The sequence below is a fragment of the Phenylobacterium sp. genome (genome assembly GCF_036563385.1).
Taxonomy (GTDB): Bacteria; Pseudomonadota; Alphaproteobacteria; order Caulobacterales; family Caulobacteraceae; genus Phenylobacterium.
Map to the genome: position 1 here is coordinate 39,032 of NZ_DATCML010000017.1, position 24,941 is coordinate 63,972.

The following is a 24,941-nucleotide window of genomic DNA, read 5'->3' on the forward strand; positions in this document are numbered from 1 at the left end:
CCGCCCCTTTGGGGCGAGATACAGACCCTACCGGGCGGCGGCGAGCAAGAAGCTTGCTGCGGCGGGCGTGGGCTCGGCCCAGGCCCAGTGCTGCGAAGATCCAGCCACCTGGCGCTCGCGCCACACGTAAGCCGTGCTCGCCCAGGGCATGACCCATGGGCTGAGATTGTCGAGAACGTAGGCGCCGCTTTGCGTCTCGACTAGGAGCACCGCGTGGCTTTCCCCGCGAGCGGTCGTGACCACCGCGATCGACAGCGCTTCCCGCGGCACTCCGGCCGCCAGCAGAGCCCGGCGCTTCTCGAGCACGTAGTCCTCGCAGTCGCCGTACTTGAGGCCGAGCTCTATAGGGGTGTTCCAGATCTCGTCGACGCCGTAGGCCTCGAGGTCTGTCCGCCGGACGATGGCGCGGTTCACGGACGCATTCACTCGGTTCAGCGACGCCCACAGCTCGTTTGACAAGACCGGCAGGCTTTCTCTGGGGCTCTGGGGCGCAGCTGCGGCGGAACCCGACGTCTGCAGTACGCCGGCGGCCTCGCCCGCGGGCGGCAGGGCGCTCACCACCGCGGGGGCGATGGAACTCGTCTCGGTAAGAGAGGGCGCGCTGATCTGTAGGCTCACGCTCGCCAAAACGCTGCGATTTTGAGGGCCGCCGCCGGCGATCGAGTCGCCGCAGTCGCTTGGCTGCCGGCCGCAGTAATCCAGGAAACCCCGGGGAGCCGCCGCTAACGGCCCGAGCCTCATGGGTGTTGAGGTCTCGGGCGCGGTCGCGCAGGCCGTCGCGATTAGGGCGGCCGCCGCAGCTGCGGCTGGCCGAAGCAGAGCCAGGACTGTAGACACCACGCCACCGCGCAATTGTTATCGTTGTGGTTGGTGTATCCGTTGGCGCTTAAGCTTAGCTCTACTTGCTTGGTTAGCCGGTGTCTAAGTGACATGGTCACCAACATATTGAGATGGAAGTGGGTGAATTCACGGCGTGTTTACGGTAAACGCCGTCTCAAGCTGTAGTTTGATCTTGCGTGCTTCCGCGCTTCCAGCCTGACGGGGTGCGGCGGATCGCCGAGCGTATTCCGCCGGCCCGTCCCATGCGCTAGAAGCCGCCAGGGACGCGTGGAGCGTGGGTGATGAGCTTTCTGACGAGACGAGGGGTGGCCGTGGCCCTTCTTGCAGCCACCTTTTGCATGCAGGGGGGGGCAGCCGCCGGCCAGGCGGCGGAGGCCGTCCGCGAGGTCCCCGAGTATCGACTCGGCGCCGGCGACAAGATCCGCGTCATCACCTTCGGGGAAGAGGACCTCACCGGCGAGTTCCAGGTGGGCGGGGCCGGAAAGGTTTCGCTCCCATTGCTCGGCGAACTGGAGGCGAGCGGGCTAACCGCGCGGGAGTTCCAGGGCCGCGTTGAGGCGGCGCTGAAGCAGGGCTACCTGAAGGATCCGCGTGTCAGCGTCGAGGTGTTGAACTACCGCCCGTTCTACATTCTGGGGGAGGTGACCAAGCCCGGAGAGTACCCCTACACGAATGGACTGACGGTGCTGAACGCAGTAGCCACGGCCAACGGCTTCACCTATCGCGCCAACAAGTCCCGCGTCTTTATCAAGCGGGCGGACGGCGAGAAGGAGGAGGCCTTCCCGCTGACCAGCACCACCAAGGTCGCTCCAGGCGACACCATCCGCATCGGTGAGCGGTTCTTCTAAGCGAGGGATCCCCGCTTTGGCAGAAGGGCTCCCGGCTCGTTTCTGGATCCAACAGGAGCATTCCAGGTCGCCAAAGCTCCCTCGACCCTACCGTCTTCTAGCGGCCGCCGGCGTGGTGGCCGTGGCCCTTGCCGCCTGTGGGCAGCGCGAGCGGCGACTGACCGAGAGCCCGCGGCCTGCAGGCGCGCCCCTGACAGACCGGGTCATGGTGCTCAATGCGGACGTGCTGGTGGTGGACGGCCGGCACGTGCGCCTGGCCGGGGTTTGGGCCCCTCAGCCGATCCCGGAAGCGCGATGCTGGGCCGAGGCCCTGGCGGCCAAGCAGGCCACGGCGGAAGTGAAGGCTATGGTCCGGCAGGCGAACGAGATCTTCGTCGCACCGAGCACGAAGCGTGACGCTTACAACCGGAGCGTTACGCGGGTCGCGCTCGACCGGCTGGATCTCGGCCAGAGCCTTGCCGACCGGGGGCTGGTCGCGACAACGTGGGACGAAGCCTTCCCATGGTGCCAGCCGATCAGCCGCAACGCGCCAGGCGCCCCGCCGCTGCGCGCCCTGATGGACTTCAGCCGCTGAGGGCGCCAGCTGTCGGCAGCGGGCTGGGGCCGGCCCATCAAGCGTCAGGCGTTCGCCAGGTTGGACTTGCACAGGCGCCGCCAGGTGCAACGAGTGATCTGCAGTTGCGTAACGGCTTGGCGCGCCATCCGCCGCCAGGGCTCCGCCCGGGCGCATCGACTGGGCGGCTGTCGCACCGCGCAGACATGAGCGATCCTTAGGGTGGCGCTCCACTTTGAGCTTCCTTCGGCTGCTCGGGACGCATTCCGGGCGGCTGCGACCTTGAGGCAAGCTGCGCGGCATGGCGTCCGGCGTGGCGTAGAGGAAGCGCGTCGGTTACATCCACCTCCTCGTGTCGCAGCCTGCTCCTGATCTCCGCCCCCAAACAGTGCCCGCCGCTGCAGCCGTCTTCGAAAGGTGGCTACGCGGGGACGCCCTGCCGCTCTGGTCCACCGCTGGCGTGGAGGGCCGTTCGGGCGGGTTTCACGAGGCCCTGACGCTGGCAGGGCTCCCCATCGGCGGCGTCCGCCGGGCGCGCGTGCAGGCCCGCCAGATCTGGGTGTTCGCGACCGCCGCGGCGGCGGGGTTCGGTCACAGGTATGCCGCGGTGGCCGAACGGGGGCTTGCGCACCTGCTGGCGACCTACAAGCGCCGCGATGGTCTTTTCGTCTTCGCGATGGACTCAGACCACGAGGCGGGCGACGAGACGGCGGCGCTCTATGAACAGGCTTTTGTCCTGCTCGCCCTCGCCGCAAGAGGGCGTCTGGACGAGGCGCGGCGGCTGCGTGACGCGCTTCAGGCGCTGCGCCATCCCGCCGGCGGCTGGCGCGAGGCCGGCGACCGACCGTTCCAGGCAAATGCGCACATGCACCTGCTCGAGGCGGCGCTCGCGTGGGAGATGACCGGAGACGCCAGCTGGGCGAACATGGCGGACGAGATCGCGTCCCTGGCCATGCGCCGCTTCATCGACCCGGAGAGTGGCCTGCTGCAGGAGTTCTTTGACGCCGAGTGGCGCGCGCTGCCCGACGCCTCAGGCGGACTTGTGGAGCCCGGACATCAATTCGAGTGGGCTTTCCTCCTCGACGAATGGGGAAAGAGCCGGGGCGAGGCGCGGGCCCGTGCGGCGGCGCGGCGGCTCTATGCAAATGGGCTGGCGGGTGTTGATCACCACCGCGGGGTCGTCGTGGGCTCGTTGTGGAGCGATCTTTCCGTCCGTGATGCCGTGGCGCGGCTCTGGGCGCAGACGGAGCGGCTGCGCGCGGCCGTGAGCTTCGGGGAACCGGGCGAAGTCATCGCGGCGGCGCAGGCGCTTGGTCGCTTCCTGCGGACGCCGGTCGCCGGCGTCTGGCGCGAACGCATGGGCGTCCAGGGCGAGTTCCTAGATCAGCCGGCGCCCGCCACGTCGCTGTATCATCTGATGTCGGGTCTGCTCCCACTCCTGCAGCGCCAGGCTTAGCGCCGCCGCAGGGCGGCGACCGCAAACCTCCGCACGTTCGCCGCCTGCGCCCTCGGTCGCGGGGACCTTGCGGGCTTGCCGAAGGGCTCATCGGAGCGAGCGCTGATCCCCGCGCACGCTTGGCGCTCAAGGTGCAGCATCGGGCTTCGACGAGGTGGGGATGCCGGGATCCGTGGCATATCGCACCGCGAAACGGCTGCAGGCGGCCGGTCGGCCGTCGAGGATCGTATCGCGGATCGCTGTCCGATAGCCGAGCTCCACACGCAGTTCGCAGTATTGGAGCTCTCCGCGCAACTCCACCGCCCGACGCCAGACATAGTAGGATCGGCCGTCGATGTTCACGCGCTCGTCATGGCGGCCGTACAGATTGGTCGCGGTGGTGAGGTCCTTGCCTCGCAAAGCCTGGCGAGCGTCGAGCGTGCGTACCGTGCTGCATCCGGCAAGCAGGAGGAGGAGGGAGGCGGCAGTCCCGAACGATGTTGGACGCGGCAAGGGGCTCCTCCAACCGCCACCTTAGGCGCTCGTCGGGCATGCGTACAGCCACCGGCCCTTCGTCGGCGCGGGCGCTCAGCGGCCGCTAGGGCGAGTTGAGCAAGCGGCGCGAACTGGGCCGACGTCGGGCCTCGTCGGCGTGTGTCCCCAGGCCCCCACGAGGGGGAATAAACCATCCACGGGGCTGTGTGACGGCCGCCGGTTCCGCCTAAAGACGAGGTTGGAGGAGCGGACGCGCTGGTCCGCTCCTCCGGCCAAGTCGCCGCGCATTCGCCGCGCGGACCGCCTCCGCGCGAACCGGGCGCGGAGGCTTCATAGCGGTGCCGGCCCGGCCTGACCCTGCGACAAGCACCGACCCGCTTGGGGTGAGCTGCGCGCCTCCCCTGTCTACCGGGAGTGGTGGCGCCGGCCTGGATCCCACCGCCTGTCCGTGCGCAGAGGGGTGGGCTTGGGCCCGGGGCGGCGCATCGGCTTCTGAGGCCAGCCAGGAATGACAGCTGAACTGGGAGGCGGGCCCTCGCCCGGTGGCTGGGCTGCAACCTTCGCGTGGCGGCGAAGCGCCGCAAGCCGCGCAATGTGGATCGTGCGGTCCGAAGCCCAGCTTCGGCCGCCATGAACGCGACTGACGAGCGGCTGGTGAGGCGGTGGGGCGCCACGCGTGGCGCGCCTGCGCGAGTTCGTTGAGTTGCTGGACCGCGGCGAGGAATGTGGACTCGCGGGGCAAGCGAAGATCAACGCCGCCGCGCAGGTGGTCACAAGGACCGGTGCGAGCAAGAAAGCGAGGGCCAAGCTGGCCTCCCATTTCGGATCTTCGCCCGAGAATGGCGCGGAGAACGCCGCCAGCCTGGGCAGGTTCACAGCCGCCCGACCGCGGCGTTCAGAAGCCTCAGGTCCTGGCGCGGCGCGGCGTCCTGCCGGAGGCCCGCGAGCCGCCCCGGAGCGGCCCCCGCGCTGAGCTGAGGAGGTGCGGACGATCAGCCGCTGGCGCTTTCCCACCACGTCTAGCGGCGGCGGCGATCGAGCCCTTGATAGGCCGGGTCCTCGCGTCGGCGGCGGTCGGGGCCAAAATAGCGCTCAGCGTGGATGAAGGAGCGTGGGCGGTGAATGAGTGCGTTCAGCCTGTCGACAAGAGAGCTGACGGTGAACGGTTTCACGAGATATTCGCTGACTCCCGCGTCGCGGGCCGCCGAGACGACGCTTCGCTCCGCAGAGCCTGTGAGCATCAGGATAGGCAGAAAGGCGGCCGGGCTGCCGCCGGGGCGGCGGATCCTGCGCACCAGCTCGAGCCCATCGGCCCCCTGGAAGTTGCGGTCGACGATGAGCAGGTCAAACACGCAGGTCTCGAGAAGCTCCCACCCCTCGTCCACGGTGGCGGCCACCTCGAGGCTGCGGCACCCGAGGCTGGCGAGCACGCTCCGGATGAGTTCGGTCATCTGACGATGATCCTCGACCACGAGGATGCGAACGGCGCTGAGGTCCATGCCTGGGGGCTTATGGCGCTCCGGCTGCCGGGTCGCGACCCGCGCATTACCCAAAATGAGGGACTGAGAGGACGCCGCATCTGCGACCGGCCCGCCGCATAGTCGTTTCCCCCCTGGTGAACCACGCGACGCGCGCCAGGAAACGCTTCAGTAAGCGAGATCCAACAGCACGCCTGCGCGCTGGAGCTCCTGCTGAGCCTCCGGCTCGCCATGGATCGGGAAGGTCCGGGCTCGCCTCACGGCCGCGTGGCCTCGCGCGCGCTCGAGTCCCCGCCGGAGATGCGCGGGGTGCGAGCTGGCGCTCGGACTGCTGAGATCGGGCGAGCCGCTCGGCCTGATTGACGCCGTCGCGCGCCGTCGAGACGCTCGCGGGGGGACCCCGCCCTGCGAGCCCGGCAAACCCGCGCGCGGCGCGCCCGGGTCGCGGCAGCGGCGTTGTAGGACCTCGCCACTCTGGTCGCGACCCTCGGACCCGGTGGAAGAGCGGCGGGCCGGGTGGCCCCCATCCCTCAGCGCGGGGAGGATCTCAACCGGGCCAGGCCGTCTTCGCCGATGTCGACGCCAAGCCGCTCGAGACCTGCGATCATCCGAGCCTCGGTCTGTGGGAGCACCCGGCCTCCGTGCTCCACCTTCGCAAGGGTCGTAGGCGAAATTCGGAGGCGAAACGCGGTCTCGTGAGTCGTGAGCCCGAGCAGGTCCCGGGCGGAGCGCATTGCCGCTCCCGTCAGGCGTGAGGTCATCGCTCGGATCTCCTGCGGCGCCGGCCGCGAAGTGAAGCGGCCTGGCCGACGCTCCAGCGCTCGAGAATGCCCTGCCGTTGTCGTGCCTCGCGGTCAAGGCGCGGCCTCCCGGCCACTCTCCTCAGCGTGACGGGGGGCCGTTCGCACCAGCGTCGTGCGAAAGGCGGGCGAAAGACCTAGGTCCGGCGGCGCAGAACGCCGTACTCTCGACGGGTCGGCGAGGCGCTGGCGCCGGACGATTTGGAGGGGAGGAGGGATGCTCCGCCGCAGCGCTTCGCGCCGGACGGGCCCCGCTCCTTCGGCCGGTGCTAGCCGCATCCGACGGGTGGGCCTGGCCTCGCCGAGCGCTCTGCCGACAGGCGCCTTGCCGAGCTTGACCCCGCGGCTGCTAAGCTTGGTCGGCAACTGGAGTGACTCGCAGTGTCTGTCGGAGGCCCGGCCCAAGCGATGCAGGAAACCGCGGCGGCGCTTTCCTGGTACAACCGATTGAACGTCGCTGCGCCGAGCGCGGCGACGATCCGCGAGTTCAAGGCGTGGGCCGCCGATCCTGCGAACGCACCCGCGCTGGGGCATCTGCAGTGGGTTTGGCGGCTCACCTGCCGGGGCGCCACAAGACCCGACTTGCAGTCGCTGCTGCTCGCACGCGGGTCGGCGTCGGCTTGCCCGATCAGCCCCGAAGCGGGCTAGGCCTGCTGTCGTCCGGGATGGCCAGGGCGGCCGCAGCGTTGCGAGCCTGGGGCGGGCGGCTCCCGCTCCGCCAACGGTGCGAGCACGCGACGGCGGTCAGGCGGCCATAGCAGAACGCGGGCGTCTCCCGCGATCCGTGGCCGACCGGGTCTCGACGAGGCGGGTGTTTTCATCCCCGCGGCAGCGCGTTCTGTGAGACAAAGAACCAGCAAGGCGGCTCCTGCGCCGCGCCTCACCACCCGGTAGGTCCACATGCCAGCCCCTGCTCATGCCATCGACGCCGTTCAGACGCCGCTGCCTCTTGGCCTCGACCCGTGGAACGGGAGCTTGGGGACCTTGGTCATCACCTACGCCTTCGAGGACCAGCAGTCGGGCCAGTTCCTGCGCAGCTACACGGGCTGGACACCCTGGACGGCCGACCAGAAGGAGGCGGTGCGCCGCGGCTTGCGGGAGTACGAGTCCGTCGTCGACGTGCGCTTTGTGGAGGTGAGCTCGACCACCGCCGACCCGGTGATCGCGTTTGGTCGGGTGGACGTGGACACCGTCGCCGAAACGTGGTGGCGCATCGCCGCCACCGGCGCCGACCCCAATGGCCAGCCCGCCATAAAGCGTTGGGATGCGGGGGTGGTGTTCGACGACAACGTGGACCTGGCGAGCTCCGGCGCCCAATGGCTGATCCTGCACGAGATCGGCCACGCTATGATGCTGAAGCACACTGGCGACTACGACACCACCGGCAAGACAACCCCCGGGCCCTACCTGCCGGAGGCCGAGGACCACCGGGACTATACCGTCATGTCCTACGTCCGCAGGGACGGTTCGGCCGCGGCCTTGCAGCTGCAGCTCTATGACATCGCCGCCCTGCAGGCCCGTTGGGGCGCCAACACCCGCGAAGCCTCCGGAGATGACGTCTATACGTTCGCCGACAGCCCCGGGATCTTCGCGATCTGGGACACGGGAGGCGTGGACCGGATCGACGCCGGCGCGGCCGCGGGAGCGGTGGTCATCGATTTGGCGCAGGGCGGGTTCTCGCAGCTGGAGGGCCAGAACCGCATTTCGATCGCCTGGGGCGCGGAGATCGAGCACGCCGTCGGAAGCGCCTACAGCGATCGGCTCCAGGGCGATGGCCGCGGCAACCAGCTCACGGGGGGCGGCGGCGGCGACACGCTGTTTGGAGGGGGCGGCGACGACGTGCTCCTCGGGGGGCCGGGGATCGACACGGCTGTCTTCCAGCACGCCGCCTGGAGTCCGTCCGGATCGTACCGGATCGAGAAGGGCTCCCTCCTGCGCGTGCAAGACCATCATGCCGGCGGCGCGGAAGGTGAAGACGTCATCCAGGAGGTGGAACTCCTCAGGTTTTCCGACCAGACGCTGGTGGTCGGCGAGGTCGATCTGGCCACAGCCTTGCGCGTGGCTTGGGGCAACGTCCTGAGGACCGATCCCGACCATGCCTCGAACGCGGGCAAGTTCTCGAGCCTTCTCGCCAAGGCGCAGGCGGCGGTCAGCCTCCAGGGTGCGATGGCCGACCTCCTCGAGGCGGCCGGAACAACCACGTCGGTGGCCACGCTCACCTACCAGTTCTTCACGGGTCGAACGCCGCACGGCGGCGGCCTTGACTATCTGATCGCGCCGGGCGGACCGAACCCGAACAATCTCAATTCGCCCTACTACCAGAGCTTCGGGCTGGAAAACCGTTACATCAATTTCGCGTCCAATCTGGGCAAGGTGGGGCAGGGGAGCGCCTGGTTTCAGACGAACTACGGCGCGCTGACATTGGATCAGGCGCTGGCCAAGGCTTACACGGAGATCTTCGGCGCCGCTTTGAGCGAAGCTCAGCGCAAGGCGTTGCTGGGCGACCTGGTGCCGGATGGACTGGGCGGCTCATACTCCCGCGCCAGGTACTTCGAATATTACGGGCAAGATGGCGCAGGGGGGGTGGGTACGAAGGCCGCCATGGTAGGCTGGCTGCTTGCGGAGGCCGAGAAAGCGGAACTCGGCGCCTATGCGATGGCCAACGCCGCCTTTCTGATGGATCTCGCGGATGGGACGCGGCTGGGCGTGAACCTGCTCGCCGGGCCCGAGAGCCCCTTGTTCTGAAAGGCGGCCCGCCGAAAACGAGTCGCTCGCGGATCGCAGGCCAGCGTCGGCTTGGGGCGGATGGGCCTGCGCGTCGCCCAGTCCCGGGCTCCGCCGGCTGCAGCACGGGCGGCTAGGGAGCCCATGATCCGTGGCCGGCATTCTCGACTATGGTGCGGGCGCCGCTCTTCGGAGCCTTCTCCGCGGAGCAAGAAGGCCTCTGCGCGCTTGTGGCTGCTGCCGCAGCCGACGAACCGCGCGGGGGGCGGCGCGACGATTGATGAACCTCTCCGAGGGGCGCATGCCTGATCGGTGGAGATCGGCTTGGCCCCTAAGTCGATCTGGACGAGCGCAAAGCTGATACGGAGTCGCGAAAGGCCTAGGGGTGCAGTGAGCCACTGGGCAATCCTGCCGACGTAGGTTCCGGGGCCGTAGACCCCGACGAGATCCACTTCTGCTGCTGGAGGCTTCACGTGTGCCAGGGAAAGCCTCATAGCTGGAGGCCAAGCCGACCGCGAACGTGTCGTCTGCGCCTCCGTTCGTCACAGCACGCTCAAGCCAGTGGGCTCCTGAAAGACGCCTTGCAGGCTCACATGGACATAGTCGACCCGGCCCGAGATGGGGCCGCCGCTGTCTGGAACGCGACCATCGCATCGCTTGACGAGACAGGCGCAGGATCTCCCGAACTCTGGGGACGAGAGAGGTGGATGCTGAGACCAGGGTGGTGCCGCCTCGACGACGGCGTGCGAGCCGATCTGGGTCAGCAGGGGGGGCGAAGCGCTCGCGCCGCAGCACGGGCTGACCTGAGCGGCCACCCAAGCCGCCGGATCTGCGACAGACACACCCAGACCGCGCCGCGAGGCTCCCTCAAGGTTTGCGTTTCGCGGCCGTGGACTTCGCGTTCTGTTTGCCTATTCGCCTCCTTTGGCCAAGGCCCAGCGACTTGGCTAACTCCGAGCGCGCCGCGGAATAGGCGGGCGCAACCATCGGGTAGTCCGCTGGTAGGCCAAACCGTTCGCGATACTCGTCAGGCGTGAGCCCGTTCGCGGTGAGGTGACGCTTCAGGGCCTTGTAAGGCCGGCCATCGAGGAAGCTCACCAGGGCGTCACGACGGATCGATCGCCGGACCTCCTGTGGGCTGAGCTTGGGCGCGATCTCTGCGTAGCCTGCGGGCGTCCCAGCAGCCTCCAGGGCCTGGTGCACGCTGATCAGAAACTGCGGGAGTTCCGAGGCGGCGAGTTTGTTGTTCTCGAGGTAACTCGCAACAATGTCAGCGGCATACTTCAGAGTGCTCATGTTCCCTCCCCAACAGCAGTAGAACCACAAGGTAACCATGCTGCGCCACCTGCGCCACCTGCGCCACCTGCGCCACATGCTTGCGCACGCCGGTGCACGCATTCTGGCAGAGCTCAGGGTCGGAGCGCGGTCACTAGGCGAACATCGCAGATCGCCAGGTGGAATGGCTGTCCGTCCGGTGACAATCCCAGCCGCTGGAAAGGCCGAGCGGCTTGTGCGCGCAGTCGGCAGGGCCTAGGCGTGCGTGGGCCCCCCGCGCAAGAAGGCGCTTGCTGGATGCAGGCCGACGTGTCGATGGGCCAGGCGTCGCTTGAGCTGCGGCGCTCTCGCGGCTGATCAGGGGGGCACGCCTGTCCGTGCCTCCGCCGCGCCGCCTGCGGCAAGCCCGCCGCCGGCTGCCCGATGGCGCACGGCTGTTCGCGCGAACTCTGCGGGTCCACCCGCGTTCCTGCCCCCATGAGCGCGGTTCCACGCCAGCGTGCGCACCAGGCCTGGCGGTCGGCCCAGCGGATCCGGAAGCTCTCCGACGGGATGTTCAGGGGCGGGCGTGGGGCGTGGGCCTGAACGGGGTGCTCGCCTGGGTGCCGGGGTCGGCACCGCCTATTGGCCGGGCGCCCGGGGCCTGCTGCTCTATGACGCCGCGCGGTGCGGCGCGTCGAAGGCCACGCTCGGCAAGATGGCCGTCTGGTTGGCCCCCGACACCGCCTTCGCCGGCGTGCCGCTGGTCGGCTGGACGATCCGCACCTTCTTCCGCGGCCACCGGATGGCGGCCCGACGACAACGGTACGACCAACCGGCGAGATTGCGCTCATTCGGACTGGTACTGACGGGACTAGTTCACCTGAGCGACGGGCCGCCGGGGGCGCTAGCCCGCCATGCGATGCAAAGCATGGCCAAAGCGGCGGGGTGCCGGGGCACCGTCGTGGCTCGCTTCCGGCGACGGACTCTGCCCTTGTTGGGCCAGATCAGCCCTGGCGCGGCGCTCGCCGCTGAGATCGAGAGCGGCGAAGGCACCTTAGCGCTGACGGCCGCTGTGCGACTTGAAGCTCCGGCTCGCCTGCGAACGCTCGGTCAGGCGTATCCGCCGCGCCCTCGTGCGGTTGGCCGTTGACGCCAGAGAAGGCCTTGCCGCCTCCTTCGGATCTGCAGGCCGGAGAGGCCACACCCTTCCTCAGCCCGGTAGCGGGCATCTCTGGCCCAATGCGGGCTGGAGAACAGCGTGGACGGGGCAGCGGCGAGCGCATTCTTCGCGGTCCAGCGGCAGCCGGCCTTTCTTCCTGCCGCGCGACCGGGCGGAAACGGCGCCTGGCCGCCCAATCATCGACGAGGTCGACCACATGCGACGCTCAGCGCGCTGCCGACGAACGTGTGGGGCTCCGCCCTGGCGTTCTGCACGTCGACGGCACCCGTCTCTTTTCGCGCCAGGCCCTGCTCCAGCCGCCTGCGCCACCAATGCCGAGGACGCCGCCTGGCGCGACCATCTAGAAGGCGTCGTCGCCGGCCTCGGCCTGCCGCCGTCGTCCCCGGCGGCCCGGGCTGGTCTGCCGGCGCCCCGCCGCTTCGCCCTGGTGAAGCTCTCCCGCGACAACGACGACAACGTCAACTTCGCCCCGGAGCTGCGCGAGTTCGGCCTGCTCTGAGTGCCGGTAGCCGCGCGCTTCCTCCAGGATCTTCAGCCGCGCCGCCTTGAGGGCAGGGTCGTAGTAGCGTTCAGGTTGTCGACGCTTACGACCTCGTTCCCGCGCGCAAGGAGCCGCCTGGCAAGGTGGAAGCCAATTAAGCCGGCCGAACCGGTCACCAGGATCGCCATGCAATCTCCCTTGCAGGACGGCAGGTATGGCAGAGCGGCCCGTCTAGGCGAAGCCTGTTACGGCGTTGGCGCCCGGAACGCAGAGTCGAGCCGGTGCAGGCAGGTGCAAGATGGTCGCCCCGGTGACGGCCGAGGCCGCCTCAGCCGCATCGCGCGTGATCGTGCGCCCGTGGGCCACTTCCTGCTCGATCTTGCGGTGTGGGCGGCGATCACGAAGAGGCCGGAGTGGGCGGCGAGGCCCGCAGAACGGTGGCATGCGGCGGCGAGGTCCACGCTGTCGCCGGTCGCGAGCGCGGCCACCAGTTCCAGCCGCAGTCGCTCCAGCTGGGCCGGCACCCCGGTGAAGCTGTCGGCGGCGTCTGGGGCGAGCGCGGCGGCAAGCTCCTGCACCCCGGCGGTGAGCACACGCGGCTGCGGGGCGCTCTCCACCGCCGCCAGCCAGCTCCGCAGCAGCGGGCGGTCCACCGGCTTGCTCAGCACCGTGACGTCAGCAAGGTCCGCCACCTCGCCCCGCAGCTCGGGATCATCCCCCCCGGTGGCGAGGCGATGCGGCCGTCGAAGCCCTCCGCGCGCAGGCGCCGCGCCAGCGCCGAGCCGGTGAGGCCGGGCATCCGTTTGTCGGTGAGTACGGCCGCGAGGAGGCCGTGCTCCAGGGCGCAGCCGCTCAGGCGCGCCGCGTGCAGGGCGCGCTGATAGTGCAGCAGGACCTAGTCAAGCCGGCCTTTCACGCGCAGCGCCTCAGCGTCCAGCAGTAGGACTCTGTCCACGTGGTCGGTCGAATTGTGGCCTGCAAGGCGGCGCAGGACGACCATCCGCGAGCCCGCCGGCTTGCGGCCGGTGCGGACGAGAGCGGGCGCCGGTGGCGAAGGACCAGGCTGTGGCAGCAGCTGCATGGACAGAGGCCGGACGCAGGCTCGTGACCTGTCATGCAGCGCCGCGCCGGCCTCCCACGCGCCGTGCAGCGCGCGCGAGCAGGGCCTCCAGCACATGCACGTGCAGGGAGATGTGTGCGACACGCGTTGACCCGCGGCGGGCAAGCCGGACGCGCGCCCGCCATACCTTGTGGAAATCGCCACCCCAGCGGCAGCGCGCCTCGCTCGGCCGTATGACAGCGCCGCCGGCTTCCTTCACCCTGCACCGCGGAGGAGATGCGCACATGGCCCGTAGCCGGTCAGCACGCCGCCAGCCACCGACCCGCCGGCCTGGCTTTCCGAGCAAGAGCTCGACCTGGCCGAACTGTACCGGGAATACGCCAGGCACGCTAAGATTGAGGCCAAGGCCACAGAGGGCGATCTGGCGGAGATCTACCGTTCGAGGTCGCGCGCGTAGCGCGCGACGGCGCTGCGCCACGAAAGCCGGATACCTTGAAGTCTCTGGTCGCGCGGCGGCGGCTGAGGGGCCTGTCGGCGTAGGGCAGGCGGCGCCCCGCCGTGGATGTCGCGCGACCCGAGCGGAGAGGGGGCCAGCCATCCGTGCAGCTCGCTCGTCCGGAGGTCGCCGCCTGCAACCCTGACGAGGCGGCGAAGCGCCGCAAGCTGGCCTGCTTGCGACGGCTGGCGCGCAAAGCGCACCTTCCGCCGCTATGGACGCGGGCGACGAAGGGCTGATCGAGGCGGTGGGGCGTCACACCGTGGTGTTCGTGCACGACGTGGCGAACATCAGCCGCGGCGGCGGCCACGCCCTGGACACCCTCGTCCTGGTGGCGACCGTGCAGGCGAACCAGGCGGCGGTGCGCCGCGATCCGAAGCTGCAGCGGCGGTTTGGCGCCCCGGGTACGGTCCTTCCGGACTCCCTGCGTCGACCCATCAGCATTCACGCCCTGGCTCAATCCCTGGGCCTGCCCTTCGAAACCGTGCGCCGGCGCGCCCGGACCCTTGTGGCGGCGGACCTCTGCCGGATCGCGGCCGGCGGGCTGATCGTGCCGGAGGCGGTGGTTACCTCCAGCTGGTACGCCGCGCGCCAGGCGGAGCGGGTGGACCGGCTGCGCGGCTTCCTGGAGCTGCTGGACAGGGTCGGCGCGGTGGCTGCGACGCCTGACTTGGGCGGCTTCCTGGCCGAGAACGCCAGGGCGGCCGACCGCCTGCTGGGCGACTACATGCTTCGCGCCTGTGACAGGCTGCTTCGGCTCGCCGGGAATGCGCAGGACGGGCTCGTCCTTCTGGCGCTGTGGGCGGAAGGGGTGCGGCGGCTCGACCCCTGCGGCGCTGCCGGTCCGGTGAGCGGCGGCGGGCTTGGCCGTAGCCTGGGCATGCCGGCCGAGACAGCCCGCCGGCGCCTGCGCGCGCTGGCGGCGCTGGGTTTCGCCTGTTTCGACGACGCCGGCTGGCGGGCGGCCTGGCCGGCCGATCGCGCGGCGGACGTCCGGGCTGTGCGCACCGAAAGCCTCCCGGACCTGAGGCGGCTGCTGGCGGGGCTGGAGGCGGTGCGGAGGGCGGTTCCGTCGAGGCCGGCGCCGGGTCTGGTTCGCGCTTAACGTCGTGTTAGCCATGCTGCCAGAAGCTTAGCTAGCTAGAGGGGAGGGCGGCATGTATCGGGTGGAGGTTCGCTTCGCCGGCGAAGGCCTGTGGCGGCCGGCCGCCCTGCCGACCACCCTGCAGCTGGCCTTCGCCCGAGCGGGGGTGCTCTCCGGCAGCCGCATGGCCGACCAGGCGCGCGTGGTCCCCTCCGGACCCGCCCCCCTGCTGGATCGCCGGGTCTAGGCCTCCGCGGCGTGCGCGGCCGCTTGGCGTTCGGCGTGGTTCATCACCTCCGTGAGCGCCGCAGCCAGCTTGGGCAGCTCCACCGGCTTAGCGACCACGGCGTTCATCTGGCGCCGGTAGGCCTCCACCTGGTGGGGCAGGGCATTGCCGGTAAGCGCGATGATCGGGGTAGGGGGCAGCGCCAGCGCCGCCTCCTCGCGCCGGATCGCCAGCGCCGCCGACACCCCGTCCATCACCGGCATCTGGACGTCGAGGATGACGAGGTCGAAGCCGCCCTCCCGCCAGCGGGCGAGAGCCTGAGCGCCGTCGTCGACGATGGTCGCCTGAACGCCGAGTTGCTGGAGCAGCAGTTGCAGCACCAGCTGGTTCACCCGGTGGTCCTCGGCGACCAGGGCTCGCAGGCCCCGGGCCTCGGGTGTGTCGTCGGCCAGCGGGGGGGAGGGCGCCGCCTCCGCCGCGCGGGTCAGCGGGAGCGCGACGGAGAAGGTGGTTCCCTCGCCAGGGCGGCTCTCCACAGTGATCCGGCCGCCCATCAGCTCCACCAGGTCGCGGCAGATCGTCAGGCCAAGCCCGGTGCCGCCGTAGGCGCGGGTGATGCTGGCGTCCGCCTGCACGAAGGTGTCGAAGACATGCGGCAGGCGGTCCGGGGCGATGCCAACGCCGGAATCGGAAACGATGAGGCGGAGCTCGCCGTCGGCAGCGTCCGCCGCCAGCCGGACCGCGCCATGCTCGGTGAACTTCACGGCATTGGAGAGCAGATTCGAGAGCACCTGGCGCAGGCGCAGGACGTCGCCCGTCCAGGCGCCCCGGGCCGCCGGCGCCACATGGGCCTCGAGAATGACGTCCTTGTCCGCGCAGAGTGCGCCGAACACCTCCCGCAGGTCGCTCACCAAGGCCTCGAGGTCGAAGGGGGCCGGAATGAGCTCCAGCTTGCCCGCGGTGATCTTCGACTGGTCGAGAATGTCGTTGAGAATGGACAGCAGGGCCTGCCCCGAGCGCTCGATGACGGCGAGCCGCTCGCGCTGGCCGGGCTCCAGGGGCTCCGTCTGCATCACCTTGACCATGCCGAGCACGCCGTTGAGCGGCGTGCGGATCTCGTGGCTCATGTTGGCCAGGAACTGGCCCTTGGCCTCGCTCGCGCGGCGCGCCTCCAGATAGGCCTCCAGGGACAGGCGGCGCAGCACCACCGCGGCGATGAAGAGCAGGACCGCGCCGGCGGTGACAGCCAGGACGCCTTCCGCCGGCGCGCGGTCCCGGACCGCCTCCGCCACCACGGCCGCGCAGGTCAGGACAGTCGGGGCCACGCCGGCCAGGAACACAGCGTTGGAGGCGCGGCTCATGGCGACGGCGTTCAGTAGGGCGCCCGTCAGCAGCCAGACCCCCGCCATCATGATCCAGGGCTCCCCGGTGAGCACGGCGCGGGCGGCCATGACGTTGAACACCAGGTTGGTGGCGACCACGAGCGCCAGCGGCGGGAGGAGCGAGACCGCGGTTCCAGCCGCGTTGCGGGCGAGCGCACGCCGAAGCCAGGCTGCCTCGAGGCCCTGGATCAGGTACCAGGCAGCGAGCCAGGCGCCGACGAATGGCCAGCCTAGAGAAAGTCCGAAACACGCCGCGACAGCGAGACCGATGGCCAGGCGCAGCCTGAGCTGTCCCCGCCGTGTGCGCAGGCCGTCGAGAAGGTCCTGGGAAGCCACAAGCGTCATGCGGCGACTTTGGGGACAGTGTCTTAAGGAACGCTGCATTGCGAACCATGTCGTGAGTTAACGGTATGGTGACGCCGGCCGCCGAAGAGTGGCGGCATGGAGCCCAGCCCGACTTCTCCGCCTCTGCGGGTGCTCGCCGCGGACGACCACCCGACCAATCGTCTGGTGGTGGAAACCATCTTGGGTCTGGTGTCGGCGGAGGTCACCTCGGTGGAGGACGGCGCCCAGGCGCTACAGGCGGTGGAGGCGGCCGGCCCCTCGAGCTACGACGTCATCCTCATGGACCTGCAGATGCCGGTGATGGACGGCCTCGAGGCCACGCGGCGGATCCGGGCCTTGGAGGCCGCTGCGGGCGCGCCCCGCACGCCGCTGCTGGTGGTGACCGCCAATACCATGACCGAGCACCTTGAGGCGGCCATGGCCGCCGGCGCCGACGCGCACATGGCCAAGCCCGTCACGCCTGACGGCCTGCTGGGCGCCATCGGGCGCACCATGGCGCTGGTGGCCGCCACGGCCCGAGGCGCGGCGCCTTCGCCCGCGGGCCAGATCCAGGTTTGATCAGGCGCTACGAGGAATGGCGGGCCCTTCCGGCTGGAAGTGCCCGCCGCTCCATCGTCGGTCGGAGCGCCCCACAGACCAAGGGCGCCTCGTTCTGCCTCAGGACTTGTCGTCTGAGCAAGGCGCTTCCTGTTGGTATGTCTCGGCTCGCCGCGGCTGACGCCCCGGCTTGCCGGTGAAGACCAGGATGGCCGCGCAGGTCGTCACCAGCACGGGGGCGAGCAGCAGGGCGAGAGCCAAGCGAGTCTCCTTTTGAGCAAGCGGTCGGGACCATGGCCGCATCGGGATTGCCAAACCGTGACGGCCCGGCGGCGCAGCCGCGCCGCCGGGCGGGCCGGGGCTCAGCGGAACAGGCCCAGCAGGTTCGATGAGGCCTGGTTGGCGATGGCGAGCGCCTGCACCCCCAGCTGCTGCTTGGTCTGCAGCGATTGCAGCTTGGCGCTCTCCTTAGCCAGGTCCGCGTCCACCAGGTTGCCGATCCCGGCGTCCAGGGTGTCCTGCAGCTTGATGACAAAGGCGAGGTGGGACTCCAGAGATTTCGAGCCGGTGCCCAGCTTGGAGAGCGCGGCCGACACCCCGGTGATGGCGGTGTTCAGGGTGGCGATCATCGCCGAGGCCGTGGACTGCGTGCCGATGGAGGCTGTGGCGTCCAGGGAGCCGAGCACCGCGCCGCCGAGGGATAGGTCCTGCGCCACCACGGTGATGTGTGAGGTGGCGTCCGCATTCGCGAGCGCCTGCACCGTGGCCCCGCCGGCGTCGATCATGTTCGCGCCATTGAAGACGGCGTTCTCCACCGCCTTGGCGATCTGATCCCGGAGCGAGGTGAAGTCGTCGTTGAGCGCCTGCAGGCTGTTGGCGTCCAGCGTGGTGTCCGTGGCCGCCAGCGCCTTCTCCTTCATCAGGATGAGTAGGTCGGAGATGGACTCGCCGGCCGAGATGGCCACGTCCACTGTTGACTGACCCCGCTGCAGGGACTCCTTTACCGCGTTGAGCGAGTTGGACGTCGCGCGCTGGTTCTGGGCGATGGCCCAGACGGCGCCGTTGTCCTTGACGCTGGCCACGCGCTTGCCGGTGTTGATCCGCGCCTGGGTGCCCGCGAGATCGCTGTTGGTGGCGTTGAGGTTCTGGAGGGCGACCATCGCGCCCAGGTTGGTGTTGACGCTGTTCATCGGCATCGCCGGAATCCCTGTTCAAGGGGTGGCGGACGTCCCTTTTGACGACCGGGGCCTTCTGCCCGGCATAGCCATGGCAAGCCGCGCGCCAACCGGCGCATCGCCCTGATGTGCAATGGTAATCCTGCGAACCAGAGGCGCCGCGCCCGCTCGATCGGCGCGTTTTGCCGGGCAGGAACTGCCGGAGGGCGGCAAGTTTATCCGGTTCATCAACATCTTATCACAACCCCTGGTGAGCATCCAAGGGATCGTGCAGCAATCTCCAGTCGCCCCTCACCCGCGCCGGCGCTCGCGGCCTCGATAGTCGGGCTCCTGCCGACGGCGGCGGTCAGGCCCGAAATAGCGCTCCGCCTGGACAAACGGGCGGGGGCGGTGGATGAGCACGTTTAGCCGGTCCACCAGTCGCGCCACCGTGAACGGCTTCACCAGGTATTCGCTGACCCCCGCGTCCCGGGCCGCGTAGACGACGCTGCGTTCGCCGGACCCGGTGAGCATGAGGATCGGCAGGAAGGCCGCCGGGCTGTCGCCGGGACGTCGGATCCTTCGGACCAGCTCCAGCCCGTCGCCGCCCTCGAGGTTCCGGTCCACAATGAGCAGGTCGAAGGCGCGGGTCTCCAGCAGGTTCCAGCCCTCCTCGACCGTGGCGGCAGTCTCCAGGTCACGACAGCCGAGGCTGACCAGCACGCTGCGGAGGAGTTCGGTCATCTGGCGATGATCCTCGACTACGAGGATCCGGGCGGCGCTTAGGTCCATGGGCGGGGGCTTATGGCGTCAGGGCGGTGGACCGCGCGACGGCTTCGTTACTCAAAATGAGGCGGCGGCGTTTGCGGCCGCATGCCGGCCGTGGTCCTTCCGCGTGCGGACGTTCGCCACATCCGTGCCTGCGCCGTGGAGTCGCCATCGTGACCGAAACCGAACAGCACGCCTTCGCCCTGGAGCTCCTCGTGACGCTTCGGCTCTCCCTCGATCCGCCAGAGGTCCGGGCCCGTCTCATGGCCGCGGTCTCGTCGCTGGCCCTCGAGGCGTCGCCCGAGACGCGTCAGGTGCACGAACTCGCGCTGACGATCCTGAGGTCGGGCGAGCCGCTCGCGGTCGTATCGGCCTGAGGGACGGCCGGAGGGGTTTTCTCGGCCGGAGCGGCGCGGCGCCCGTCCTGCCTGGCGACGGCCAGCTGGCGTGAGTGGTCCGCTTCGGCTGCCCAGGCGGGCGCCTGATGCTGCCGACACCTGACGCTGGCCGACGCCGGCCGTTGCGGCGCCTGCCGAATTGCTGACGCTAATGAAGATCGCGATGACGGGTCTCGGGGTGCGGGCGGAGGCGGAAAACCAACACCTCGGTATGGCAAGATGAAAAGGCGCGGGACCTGAGGGTCCCGCTGGAGCTCATGGCGCGCGAGTTCGCCTCGCCGGCGACCTCGGCGCAGGCGGCGCCGGCTCGTTCGGGGGCGCGCGACCATAACGCCTGTGGCGCGGGTCTATCCCGTCGTGGTTCCGCGCGCCGAACTGCCGGCGACGGTCAGCCTGCTCGCCGGAAAGGGGTTGGGACCGGCTCGGCCGGCCGGGACCGGCGCGCTCGCAGGCGTCAGAGGGCCTTCTGCGGCGCCACCAGGTACTTCTCGCCCGTGTGCTTAGCGTTATAGGCGGCGACCCGGTCAGGCTGGAGCGCCTCGGCTAGCGAGATCTCGGCTGTGTAGCGGCTGGCGAACGTCGTCTTCAGCTCCGCCGCCACGCGGTCCCTGAGGGCCCGGGCGCGCTCCGGCCCGATCTTCGCCAGGAAAGGCGTCAGCAGGAAGCCGCCGATGCTCCACGCGAAGCCGAAGCTGCGATTGAACTCGGTCGGGCCGGTGTCCAGGCCGCCGTAGATGTAGACCTGCTTGAAGCTGTCCGAGCCGTAGCGGCTGTAGACGGGCATGCGCCGCACCGCCGCCGCCTCCATAGCCGCCAGGATCTGGCCCACGAGCCGTCCGCCGCCGATGGCGTCGAAGGCGATGGTGGCGCCCGTGGCTTCGAGGGCGGCGGTAAGCTCCGCCTGGAAGCTCGGGGATCCGGTGTCCACCACATGGCGCGCGCCCAGGCTGCGGAGCAGTTCAGCCTGCTCGGGCCGGCGGACGATGTTCACCAGCTCCACGCCGTCCTGCAGGCAGATGCGGTTCAGCATCTGGCCCAGGTTCGACGCCGCGGCCGTGTGCACGAGCGCGCTGTGGCCCTCGCTTCGCATGGTCTCCACCATGGCGAGCGCGGTCAGCGGGTTGACGAAGCAGGAGGCGCCGTCCGCCGCGGTGGCGTCGTCTGGAAGCGGCAGGACGTCGGCCGCGGAGAGCGTGATGTACTGGGCGTACATCGCCCGTCCGAGCGCTGCGACCCGTCGGCCCAGGAGCGCCCCTGCGTTCTCACCGGCGGCGATCACCAGGCCCGCGCCTTCATTGCCGGTGGGGAGTGACTGGTCGAGGCGGCCGCGGACGGCAGGCAGGGCCCGCTCCGGCACCCTGGCGGTCAGCACCGGGCTCTGCGGCGAACCACTGATCGCCAGGCTCGAGAGATCCGCAGGACCGAACAGCAGGCCGAGGTCGGACGGGTTGATGGGCGCCGCCTCGATCCGCACGAGCACCTCGTCCGGACCCGGCGGCCGGACCGGCTCTTCGGCTAGGAACAGCTGCAGTTCGCCGGCAGCCGTGATGAGGCTCCGCAGCGACAGGCCGCTCTGCGGGATGGGGTCGGGCATGGCTGTGTCCTCGCGATCGCCGTGTTGTGCCGACCATGTCTAGGGGCGGATGCGCGCTACGGCCACTCCCGACGCCCAGCCAGTTCGCGCGGCCTCCTCCGATCTCGCGCTCCGCGTTGTCGGCCGAGCCGCTTCCAGTCGGGCGTCAGGCCGGGCCCTGGTCCGTCAGCATCGCGCGTGATCACGGCCTCTCCGCCCACGCGCGCGGCCAGACGGGCGAGAGCTGCGGACCCGTATAGCCGGCGCAGTGGCGCTCATCGCGAAGCCCATGCCGCGCTTGAGCTGCTTGACAATGGAAGCGGTGAGGCTGCCGTCGCTGGGGATGGCTTCGCTGGTCTACGACAACTCGACGCCTGAAGCGCGGCAGAGGAACTCGTCGTGTGCACTCTCGTCCAGGTCCTGGAAGCATCCCCAGCGGCTCACGTTGTGGACCAGCACCGCGACGGGCCCGGGCGCGCCGCCGATCACGCCGGTCGGCAGCTGCTGCAGGCCTCCGCGACACCCGAGGCCAGGCCGCTGACGCCCGGGTTGGCGTAGGTCCTGAGGATGCTCAGCTCCCAGGCGGCGGCGTAGTCGGCGTTATGGGCCGTCTGGCGCCCCTGGAAGAAGTCCTGGTGCTCGCGCGACATGCGCGTCCTGCGATGCTGCCCTCCACCATGGTGGTCTCCTGGTGACGCCTGCAGTGGCCCTTTCGCCCCTCAGGGCCAGGAGGCGCCTCCTGCTGGATCAGAAGAAGCGGTACTGCAGTTCGATGCCGTAGGTCCGCGGCGGGGTCAGTGGATAGGTGCTCGCCACGCCCTGCACCACATTGCGGATCGGGGCGCCGGCCGGCGGCGTGTAGATGCTGCCCGCCCGCCGGCTCGCGCCGGCGCCGCCCTCGTAGCCCAGCTCGTCGAAGAGGTTCCGCACGAAGCCGATCACGGTGATCTTGTCCCCGGGCGCCTGCCAGGTGATCCGCGCGTCAACCTGGTCCCAAGACGGAGAGCGATAGTAGTCGCGGTTGAAGATCGAGCCGTACTGCGCGTCGCGCCAGATGTAGCTTACCGAGCCGATCAGGGCGCCGCCGCGTGGCAGGTCCCAGGTGTAGTTCGCGTTTACCGCTACCTTGTGCCGGGGGGCGTTGGGCAGGGAATTCCCGTCGAGGTCCTGGGCGCGCTGGAAGCCCCCGTTCGGGTCAGGATTGCCTGACGTCTGTGTGGTCTGGCCGGCCGCGTTCACCACGGGGCGGGGGCTGGTGTAGACGTCGGCCGCGCAGGTGGTGGCGGCGTCCCCGTAAACGGCCGCCCGGCACGCAGCGCGGTCGGTGATCGGACGGCTCCGGGCGTTCAGGGCGGCCGGATCTGCCGGATCTACCGCGGCGCCTTCGGTGATCTCGGCGTCCAGGTAGGCGTAGTTGAACAGGATCTGCAGGCCCTGGAAGGGCTGCCAGACCGTCTCCAGCTCCACGCCTTTCGACGTGGCCTTGGGCACGTTGTAGAGGATTGCCTCCGAGACGGCGACGGCGCCTGACGTGTTGATCACGCCGAGCGGGATCTGCGCGTTCTTGTAGTCATAGTAGAAGGCGGCGAGGTTGGCCTGCAGCCGGCCGCCGAAGGTGCGCTTCATGCCCACCTCGAAGGCGTCGACCGTCTCCTTTTCTGTCCGGGGGTTGGGCGAGAAGCCCACGTCGATCCCCACCCGGAAGCCGCCCGGCTTGTAGCCGTGGCTGTAGCGGGCGTAGGCGTTGGTGTTCTCGTCGGGTTCCCACTTGAGGCCGACATTGCCCGTCGCCTCCTTCCAGGTGTCGGCGAGCCGGCGTATGGCGAAGCCCGTCGCCCGGTCGAAGGTGGTGGGACCGGACACGCCTGGCGGCAGCACCGGCCGCGGCCCCCATTGGTTCTCTGTGATGTCTACGGGCGGAATGCCGCCCGGCACCGCGCCGTTCAGCTCCGGGGCGGCGAAGCAGCCTGCCACGAGGTAGCAGAGGAGGCGGCCCCGCTCGACGCCCTCCTTGCGGTCGATGGAGTAGCGGGCGCCCACCGTCAGGGTGAGATCGGGGGCGAACTCCCAGTCCAGCTGGCCGTAGGCGGCCTTGGAGCTGATGTCGAACTCCGGGTTGGTGTCGAAGATCCGCTGCGCCGGGTTCTGCGGGCACACCCCGGCGCGCTGGGCGCAGAGCAGGGCCGGCACGCCGAACGGGCCCTGCACGCGCGGCTCCTCCACGAGGTAGGTGTAGACGGGCTGGGTGAAGTGTTCGTCCCAGTAGTAGAGGCCGGCCAGCCACTGGAGGGGCCCTTCGTGGGTGGAGACCAGGGTGAGTTCATGGCTCATCCACTCCTCGCGCTCCTGGTAGTTGAAGGCATAGCGAGGGCGCACGGTGAGGTTTCCTCCCGGGATCAGCGAGGGCAGGCGGTAGGCGAGGATGGGCGCGGTCTGGTCGACGGGCGTCGGCCCGTTCAGCGCATAGTTGTAGTTCACGGCCCCTGCCAGGTAACGCAGGTCGAACGACGGAAAGTGGTAGGTCCACTCGCTGGCGAAGATGAAGGTGCCGTTCAGGTCGACGTCGTAGGGAACGGTAGAGGCGATCTGGCGCGGGTTGCTGAGAGCCGGATTGGTGCAGCCCAGCGGCGAGGGGTTCACCACATTGGTGACATTGCCTGAGCAGCCGTAGCCGGGGTTCAAGGTGATGGCCGCGTTGGCGGCCTCGTAGGTGGGGTAAGGGGCCGGCGTCCAGGTGCCGCGCGCGCCCGGCCCGCCGGCGCCGTTGCGCCACTCGATCCAGGTAAGCTTGGCCCAGCCTTCGAAGTTGTCGTTGAAGTCGAAGCGGAGCTGGCCCTCGACGATGTTGGTGTCGATGATGTTCCCCTCGTCGGGGAAGCCGGGCACGATGTTGTCGATCCAGCCCTTGGTCTGCTTCTCCCAGTTGGCGGCGACCCGGAAGTAGACGCCTGGGATCTTGGTGGGACCGGAGGCTGCGAACTCCAGCAGGTGGTGGTCGTAGTTCTGGTATTGAGCGCGCGCCTCCGCATACCATTCCTCCGTGGGTCGCCGGGAGACCAGGTTGATCGCCCCGGCCACGGCGTTGCGGCCGTAAAGCGTCGCCTGTGGGCCCCGCAGCACCTCGGTTCGCTCCAGGAACAGCGGGGTCTTGCCCGCTTCCACCGTCGAGGTGGTGTAGATGCCGTCGGAGTAGACCGACACCGAGGCGTCGGCGGCGTGCACATTGCTCGTGCGTCCGACGCCTCGCAGGCTCACACGGTCGGTCTGGGTGGAGTACTGCAGGCCGGGCGTGAAGTTGGTGATGTCCTGGACGCTCGTGATGCCGAGGATGTCGCGGCTCTCGGAGGTGAAGGCGGAGACCGCCACCGGCACGTCCTGCAGGCTCTGCTCCCGCTTCTCCGCCGTGACCACCAGTTCCTCGATGGTATTGGGAGCCTGCGCCTGGGCGGCAGAGGCCATCGTCGCGGCCAGCAGGGCGCTGGACGCCATCAGGGTCAGTCTTTGCATGTCAGCCGCCTCCCCGCAGCTTCTGGAACAGCGCTATTCCCTGCGCTTGTCTGCGAGGCTGTGCCAATGCCGCGGCGCCGTCAACAATCGCCGCCCAGGTTATCGCCGTTCATGAAGTGGAAGTAGAGTGCTGTTACCTTGCGCGACATCTTACAACTTAGGATCGGTTGAATGACGGCGGCCTTGGACCGATGTTGTAACTAGATCTGGTTTTCATACCCCCAGAAGTTAACTCGGGGCGCGCTAAACCGCGCCCCGGTATTCTTTGTGAGCAAGTCCTGAGCCGGCTGCAATTCTCACCTTCGAGTCGGCGCGAACTC

General features: G+C 69.4%; 24 protein-coding genes. 10 read left to right on the forward strand and 14 right to left on the reverse strand.

From position 1 onward, the window contains the following. Positions 1-27 precede the first annotated feature (27 nt). Entirely contained in the window at positions 28-618 is a 591-nt protein-coding gene (locus VIL67_RS18765) for a transglutaminase-like cysteine peptidase (protein ID WP_332050449.1), read from the reverse strand. 503 nt (positions 619-1,121) lie between these two features. On the opposite strand from VIL67_RS18765, the gene VIL67_RS18770 reads away from it, so the two are divergent. The 3 genes from VIL67_RS18770 to VIL67_RS18780 all read left to right on the forward strand — a co-directional run bounded on the left by VIL67_RS18770 (position 1,122) and on the right by VIL67_RS18780 (position 3,697). Continuing rightward, complete coding sequence (locus tag VIL67_RS18770; RefSeq protein WP_414696224.1) at positions 1,122-1,688, forward strand: polysaccharide biosynthesis/export family protein; 567 nt, start codon at positions 1,122-1,124, stop codon at positions 1,686-1,688. 205 nt (positions 1,689-1,893) lie between these two features. Then, positions 1,894-2,262: a nuclease gene (locus VIL67_RS18775; protein ID WP_332050450.1), complete on the forward strand. Its 369-nt coding sequence runs from the start codon at positions 1,894-1,896 to the stop codon at positions 2,260-2,262. Positions 2,263-2,701: 439 nt separating this feature from the next. Then, a complete protein-coding gene (locus VIL67_RS18780) occupies positions 2,702-3,697 on the forward strand; it encodes an AGE family epimerase/isomerase (RefSeq protein WP_332050451.1) in 996 nt (331 codons plus the stop codon). A gap of 126 nt (positions 3,698-3,823) precedes the next feature. Here VIL67_RS18780 and VIL67_RS18785 read toward each other — a convergent pair whose 3' ends face one another. The 3 genes from VIL67_RS18785 to VIL67_RS19650 all read right to left on the reverse strand — a co-directional run bounded on the left by VIL67_RS18785 (position 3,824) and on the right by VIL67_RS19650 (position 6,410). Then, complete coding sequence (locus VIL67_RS18785; protein WP_332050452.1) at positions 3,824-4,189, reverse strand: hypothetical protein; 366 nt, start codon at positions 4,187-4,189, stop codon at positions 3,824-3,826. A 1,001-nt stretch (positions 4,190-5,190) separates the two neighbouring features. Further along, positions 5,191-5,670, reverse strand: coding sequence for a response regulator (locus tag VIL67_RS18790; RefSeq protein WP_332050453.1), 480 nt, complete (start codon positions 5,668-5,670; stop codon positions 5,191-5,193). A 509-nt stretch (positions 5,671-6,179) separates the two neighbouring features. Then, positions 6,180-6,410, reverse strand: coding sequence for a helix-turn-helix domain-containing protein (locus VIL67_RS19650; protein ID WP_414696225.1), 231 nt, complete (start codon positions 6,408-6,410; stop codon positions 6,180-6,182). Between the two features lie 447 nt (positions 6,411-6,857). On the opposite strand from VIL67_RS19650, the gene VIL67_RS18795 reads away from it, so the two are divergent. Continuing rightward, the gene (locus VIL67_RS18795; RefSeq protein WP_332050454.1) at positions 6,858-7,097 is read left to right on the forward strand and encodes a hypothetical protein; all 240 of its coding nucleotides are present in this window, start codon (positions 6,858-6,860) and stop codon (positions 7,095-7,097) included. 252 nt (positions 7,098-7,349) lie between these two features. Further along, entirely contained in the window at positions 7,350-9,194 is a 1,845-nt protein-coding gene (locus tag VIL67_RS18800; protein ID WP_332050455.1) for a M10 family metallopeptidase, read from the forward strand. 846 nt (positions 9,195-10,040) lie between these two features. Here the strand turns inward: VIL67_RS18800 and VIL67_RS18805 are convergent. Beyond that, positions 10,041-10,469: a Ros/MucR family transcriptional regulator gene (locus tag VIL67_RS18805; RefSeq protein ID WP_332050456.1), complete on the reverse strand. Its 429-nt coding sequence runs from the start codon at positions 10,467-10,469 to the stop codon at positions 10,041-10,043. A 1,337-nt stretch (positions 10,470-11,806) separates the two neighbouring features. Between VIL67_RS18805 and VIL67_RS18810 the strand changes: the two genes are divergently transcribed. Continuing rightward, a complete protein-coding gene (locus tag VIL67_RS18810; protein WP_332050457.1) occupies positions 11,807-12,109 on the forward strand; it encodes a nitrate reductase associated protein in 303 nt (100 codons plus the stop codon). 32 nt (positions 12,110-12,141) lie between these two features. On the opposite strand, the gene VIL67_RS18815 is transcribed toward VIL67_RS18810, so the two are convergent. Together VIL67_RS18815 and VIL67_RS18820 are read right to left on the reverse strand one after the other, a co-directional pair. Next, positions 12,142-12,279, reverse strand: a complete 138-nt coding sequence (locus VIL67_RS18815; RefSeq protein WP_332050458.1) for an NAD-dependent epimerase/dehydratase family protein — start codon at positions 12,277-12,279, stop codon at positions 12,142-12,144. A gap of 57 nt (positions 12,280-12,336) precedes the next feature. Beyond that, entirely contained in the window at positions 12,337-12,783 is a 447-nt protein-coding gene (locus VIL67_RS18820) for a hypothetical protein (protein WP_332050459.1), read from the reverse strand. 1,078 nt (positions 12,784-13,861) lie between these two features. Between VIL67_RS18820 and VIL67_RS18825 the strand changes: the two genes are divergently transcribed. Together VIL67_RS18825 and VIL67_RS18830 are read left to right on the forward strand one after the other, a co-directional pair. Then, positions 13,862-14,752: a hypothetical protein gene (locus VIL67_RS18825; protein ID WP_332050460.1), complete on the forward strand. Its 891-nt coding sequence runs from the start codon at positions 13,862-13,864 to the stop codon at positions 14,750-14,752. A 52-nt stretch (positions 14,753-14,804) separates the two neighbouring features. Next, complete coding sequence (locus VIL67_RS18830; protein ID WP_332050461.1) at positions 14,805-14,978, forward strand: hypothetical protein; 174 nt, start codon at positions 14,805-14,807, stop codon at positions 14,976-14,978. On the opposite strand, the gene VIL67_RS18835 is transcribed toward VIL67_RS18830, so the two are convergent. Further along, entirely contained in the window at positions 14,975-16,684 is a 1,710-nt protein-coding gene (locus VIL67_RS18835) for an ATP-binding protein (RefSeq protein WP_332050462.1), read from the reverse strand. The two genes, VIL67_RS18830 and VIL67_RS18835, sit on opposite strands and share 4 nt — an antisense overlap. Before the next feature lie 96 nt (positions 16,685-16,780). Between VIL67_RS18835 and VIL67_RS18840 the strand changes: the two genes are divergently transcribed. Beyond that, on the forward strand, positions 16,781-17,242 hold the full coding sequence (locus VIL67_RS18840; RefSeq protein ID WP_332050463.1) for a response regulator: 462 nt from the start codon (positions 16,781-16,783) through the stop codon (positions 17,240-17,242). A 99-nt stretch (positions 17,243-17,341) separates the two neighbouring features. Here VIL67_RS18840 and VIL67_RS18845 read toward each other — a convergent pair whose 3' ends face one another. From VIL67_RS18845 to VIL67_RS18855, 3 genes are all read right to left on the reverse strand, one after another. Then, positions 17,342-17,482, reverse strand: a complete 141-nt coding sequence (locus VIL67_RS18845) for a hypothetical protein (RefSeq protein ID WP_332050464.1) — start codon at positions 17,480-17,482, stop codon at positions 17,342-17,344. Between the two features lie 101 nt (positions 17,483-17,583). Continuing rightward, positions 17,584-18,417, reverse strand: a complete 834-nt coding sequence (locus tag VIL67_RS18850) for a flagellin (protein ID WP_332050465.1) — start codon at positions 18,415-18,417, stop codon at positions 17,584-17,586. A 270-nt stretch (positions 18,418-18,687) separates the two neighbouring features. Next, complete coding sequence (locus VIL67_RS18855) at positions 18,688-19,167, reverse strand: response regulator (protein WP_332050466.1); 480 nt, start codon at positions 19,165-19,167, stop codon at positions 18,688-18,690. A 149-nt stretch (positions 19,168-19,316) separates the two neighbouring features. Here VIL67_RS18855 and VIL67_RS18860 point away from each other — a divergent pair, with 149 nt between their 5' ends. Next, positions 19,317-19,520 carry a hypothetical protein gene (locus VIL67_RS18860; protein WP_332050467.1) on the forward strand — a complete coding sequence of 68 codons (204 nt, stop codon included), beginning with the start codon at positions 19,317-19,319 and terminating at the stop codon, positions 19,518-19,520. Positions 19,521-19,995: 475 nt separating this feature from the next. Here the strand turns inward: VIL67_RS18860 and VIL67_RS18865 are convergent, their stop codons facing one another. From VIL67_RS18865 to VIL67_RS18875, 3 genes are all read right to left on the reverse strand, one after another. Next, positions 19,996-21,135 (reverse strand): zinc-binding dehydrogenase, encoded by a 1,140-nt coding sequence (locus VIL67_RS18865; RefSeq protein WP_332050468.1) that lies wholly within the window; start codon positions 21,133-21,135, stop codon positions 19,996-19,998. A 464-nt stretch (positions 21,136-21,599) separates the two neighbouring features. Further along, positions 21,600-21,764 (reverse strand): hypothetical protein, encoded by a 165-nt coding sequence (locus tag VIL67_RS18870; protein WP_332050469.1) that lies wholly within the window; start codon positions 21,762-21,764, stop codon positions 21,600-21,602. A 97-nt stretch (positions 21,765-21,861) separates the two neighbouring features. After that, complete coding sequence (locus tag VIL67_RS18875) at positions 21,862-24,621, reverse strand: TonB-dependent receptor (protein ID WP_332050470.1); 2,760 nt, start codon at positions 24,619-24,621, stop codon at positions 21,862-21,864. Positions 24,622-24,941 lie beyond the last annotated feature (320 nt).

Excerpts from the sequence above, each read along its gene's own strand:
- VIL67_RS18830 (WP_332050461.1), top strand. The coding sequence starts at position 14,805 with ATGTATCGGGTGGAGGTTCGCTTCGCCGGCGAAGGCCTGTGGCGGCCG.
- VIL67_RS19650 (WP_414696225.1), bottom strand. The coding sequence starts at position 6,410 with ATGACCTCACGCCTGACGGGAGCGGCAATGCGCTCCGCCCGGGACCTG.
- VIL67_RS18810 (WP_332050457.1), top strand. The coding sequence starts at position 11,807 with ATGCGACGCTCAGCGCGCTGCCGACGAACGTGTGGGGCTCCGCCCTGG.
- VIL67_RS18850 (WP_332050465.1), bottom strand. The coding sequence starts at position 18,417 with ATGCCGATGAACAGCGTCAACACCAACCTGGGCGCGATGGTCGCCCTC.
- VIL67_RS18875 (WP_332050470.1), bottom strand. The coding sequence starts at position 24,621 with ATGCAAAGACTGACCCTGATGGCGTCCAGCGCCCTGCTGGCCGCGACG.
- VIL67_RS18835 (WP_332050462.1), bottom strand. The coding sequence starts at position 16,684 with ATGACGCTTGTGGCTTCCCAGGACCTTCTCGACGGCCTGCGCACACGG.
- VIL67_RS18855 (WP_332050466.1), bottom strand. The coding sequence starts at position 19,167 with ATGGACCTAAGCGCCGCCCGGATCCTCGTAGTCGAGGATCATCGCCAG.
- VIL67_RS18815 (WP_332050458.1), bottom strand. The coding sequence starts at position 12,279 with ATGGCGATCCTGGTGACCGGTTCGGCCGGCTTAATTGGCTTCCACCTT.
- VIL67_RS18840 (WP_332050463.1), top strand. The coding sequence starts at position 16,781 with ATGGAGCCCAGCCCGACTTCTCCGCCTCTGCGGGTGCTCGCCGCGGAC.
- VIL67_RS18770 (WP_414696224.1), top strand. The coding sequence starts at position 1,122 with ATGAGCTTTCTGACGAGACGAGGGGTGGCCGTGGCCCTTCTTGCAGCC.
- VIL67_RS18775 (WP_332050450.1), top strand. The coding sequence starts at position 1,894 with ATGGTGCTCAATGCGGACGTGCTGGTGGTGGACGGCCGGCACGTGCGC.
- VIL67_RS18865 (WP_332050468.1), bottom strand. The coding sequence starts at position 21,135 with ATGCCCGACCCCATCCCGCAGAGCGGCCTGTCGCTGCGGAGCCTCATC.
- VIL67_RS18800 (WP_332050455.1), top strand. The coding sequence starts at position 7,350 with ATGCCAGCCCCTGCTCATGCCATCGACGCCGTTCAGACGCCGCTGCCT.
- VIL67_RS18795 (WP_332050454.1), top strand. The coding sequence starts at position 6,858 with ATGCAGGAAACCGCGGCGGCGCTTTCCTGGTACAACCGATTGAACGTC.
- VIL67_RS18825 (WP_332050460.1), top strand. The coding sequence starts at position 13,862 with ATGGACGCGGGCGACGAAGGGCTGATCGAGGCGGTGGGGCGTCACACC.
- VIL67_RS18790 (WP_332050453.1), bottom strand. The coding sequence starts at position 5,670 with ATGGACCTCAGCGCCGTTCGCATCCTCGTGGTCGAGGATCATCGTCAG.
- VIL67_RS18870 (WP_332050469.1), bottom strand. The coding sequence starts at position 21,764 with ATGTCGCGCGAGCACCAGGACTTCTTCCAGGGGCGCCAGACGGCCCAT.
- VIL67_RS18805 (WP_332050456.1), bottom strand. The coding sequence starts at position 10,469 with ATGAGCACTCTGAAGTATGCCGCTGACATTGTTGCGAGTTACCTCGAG.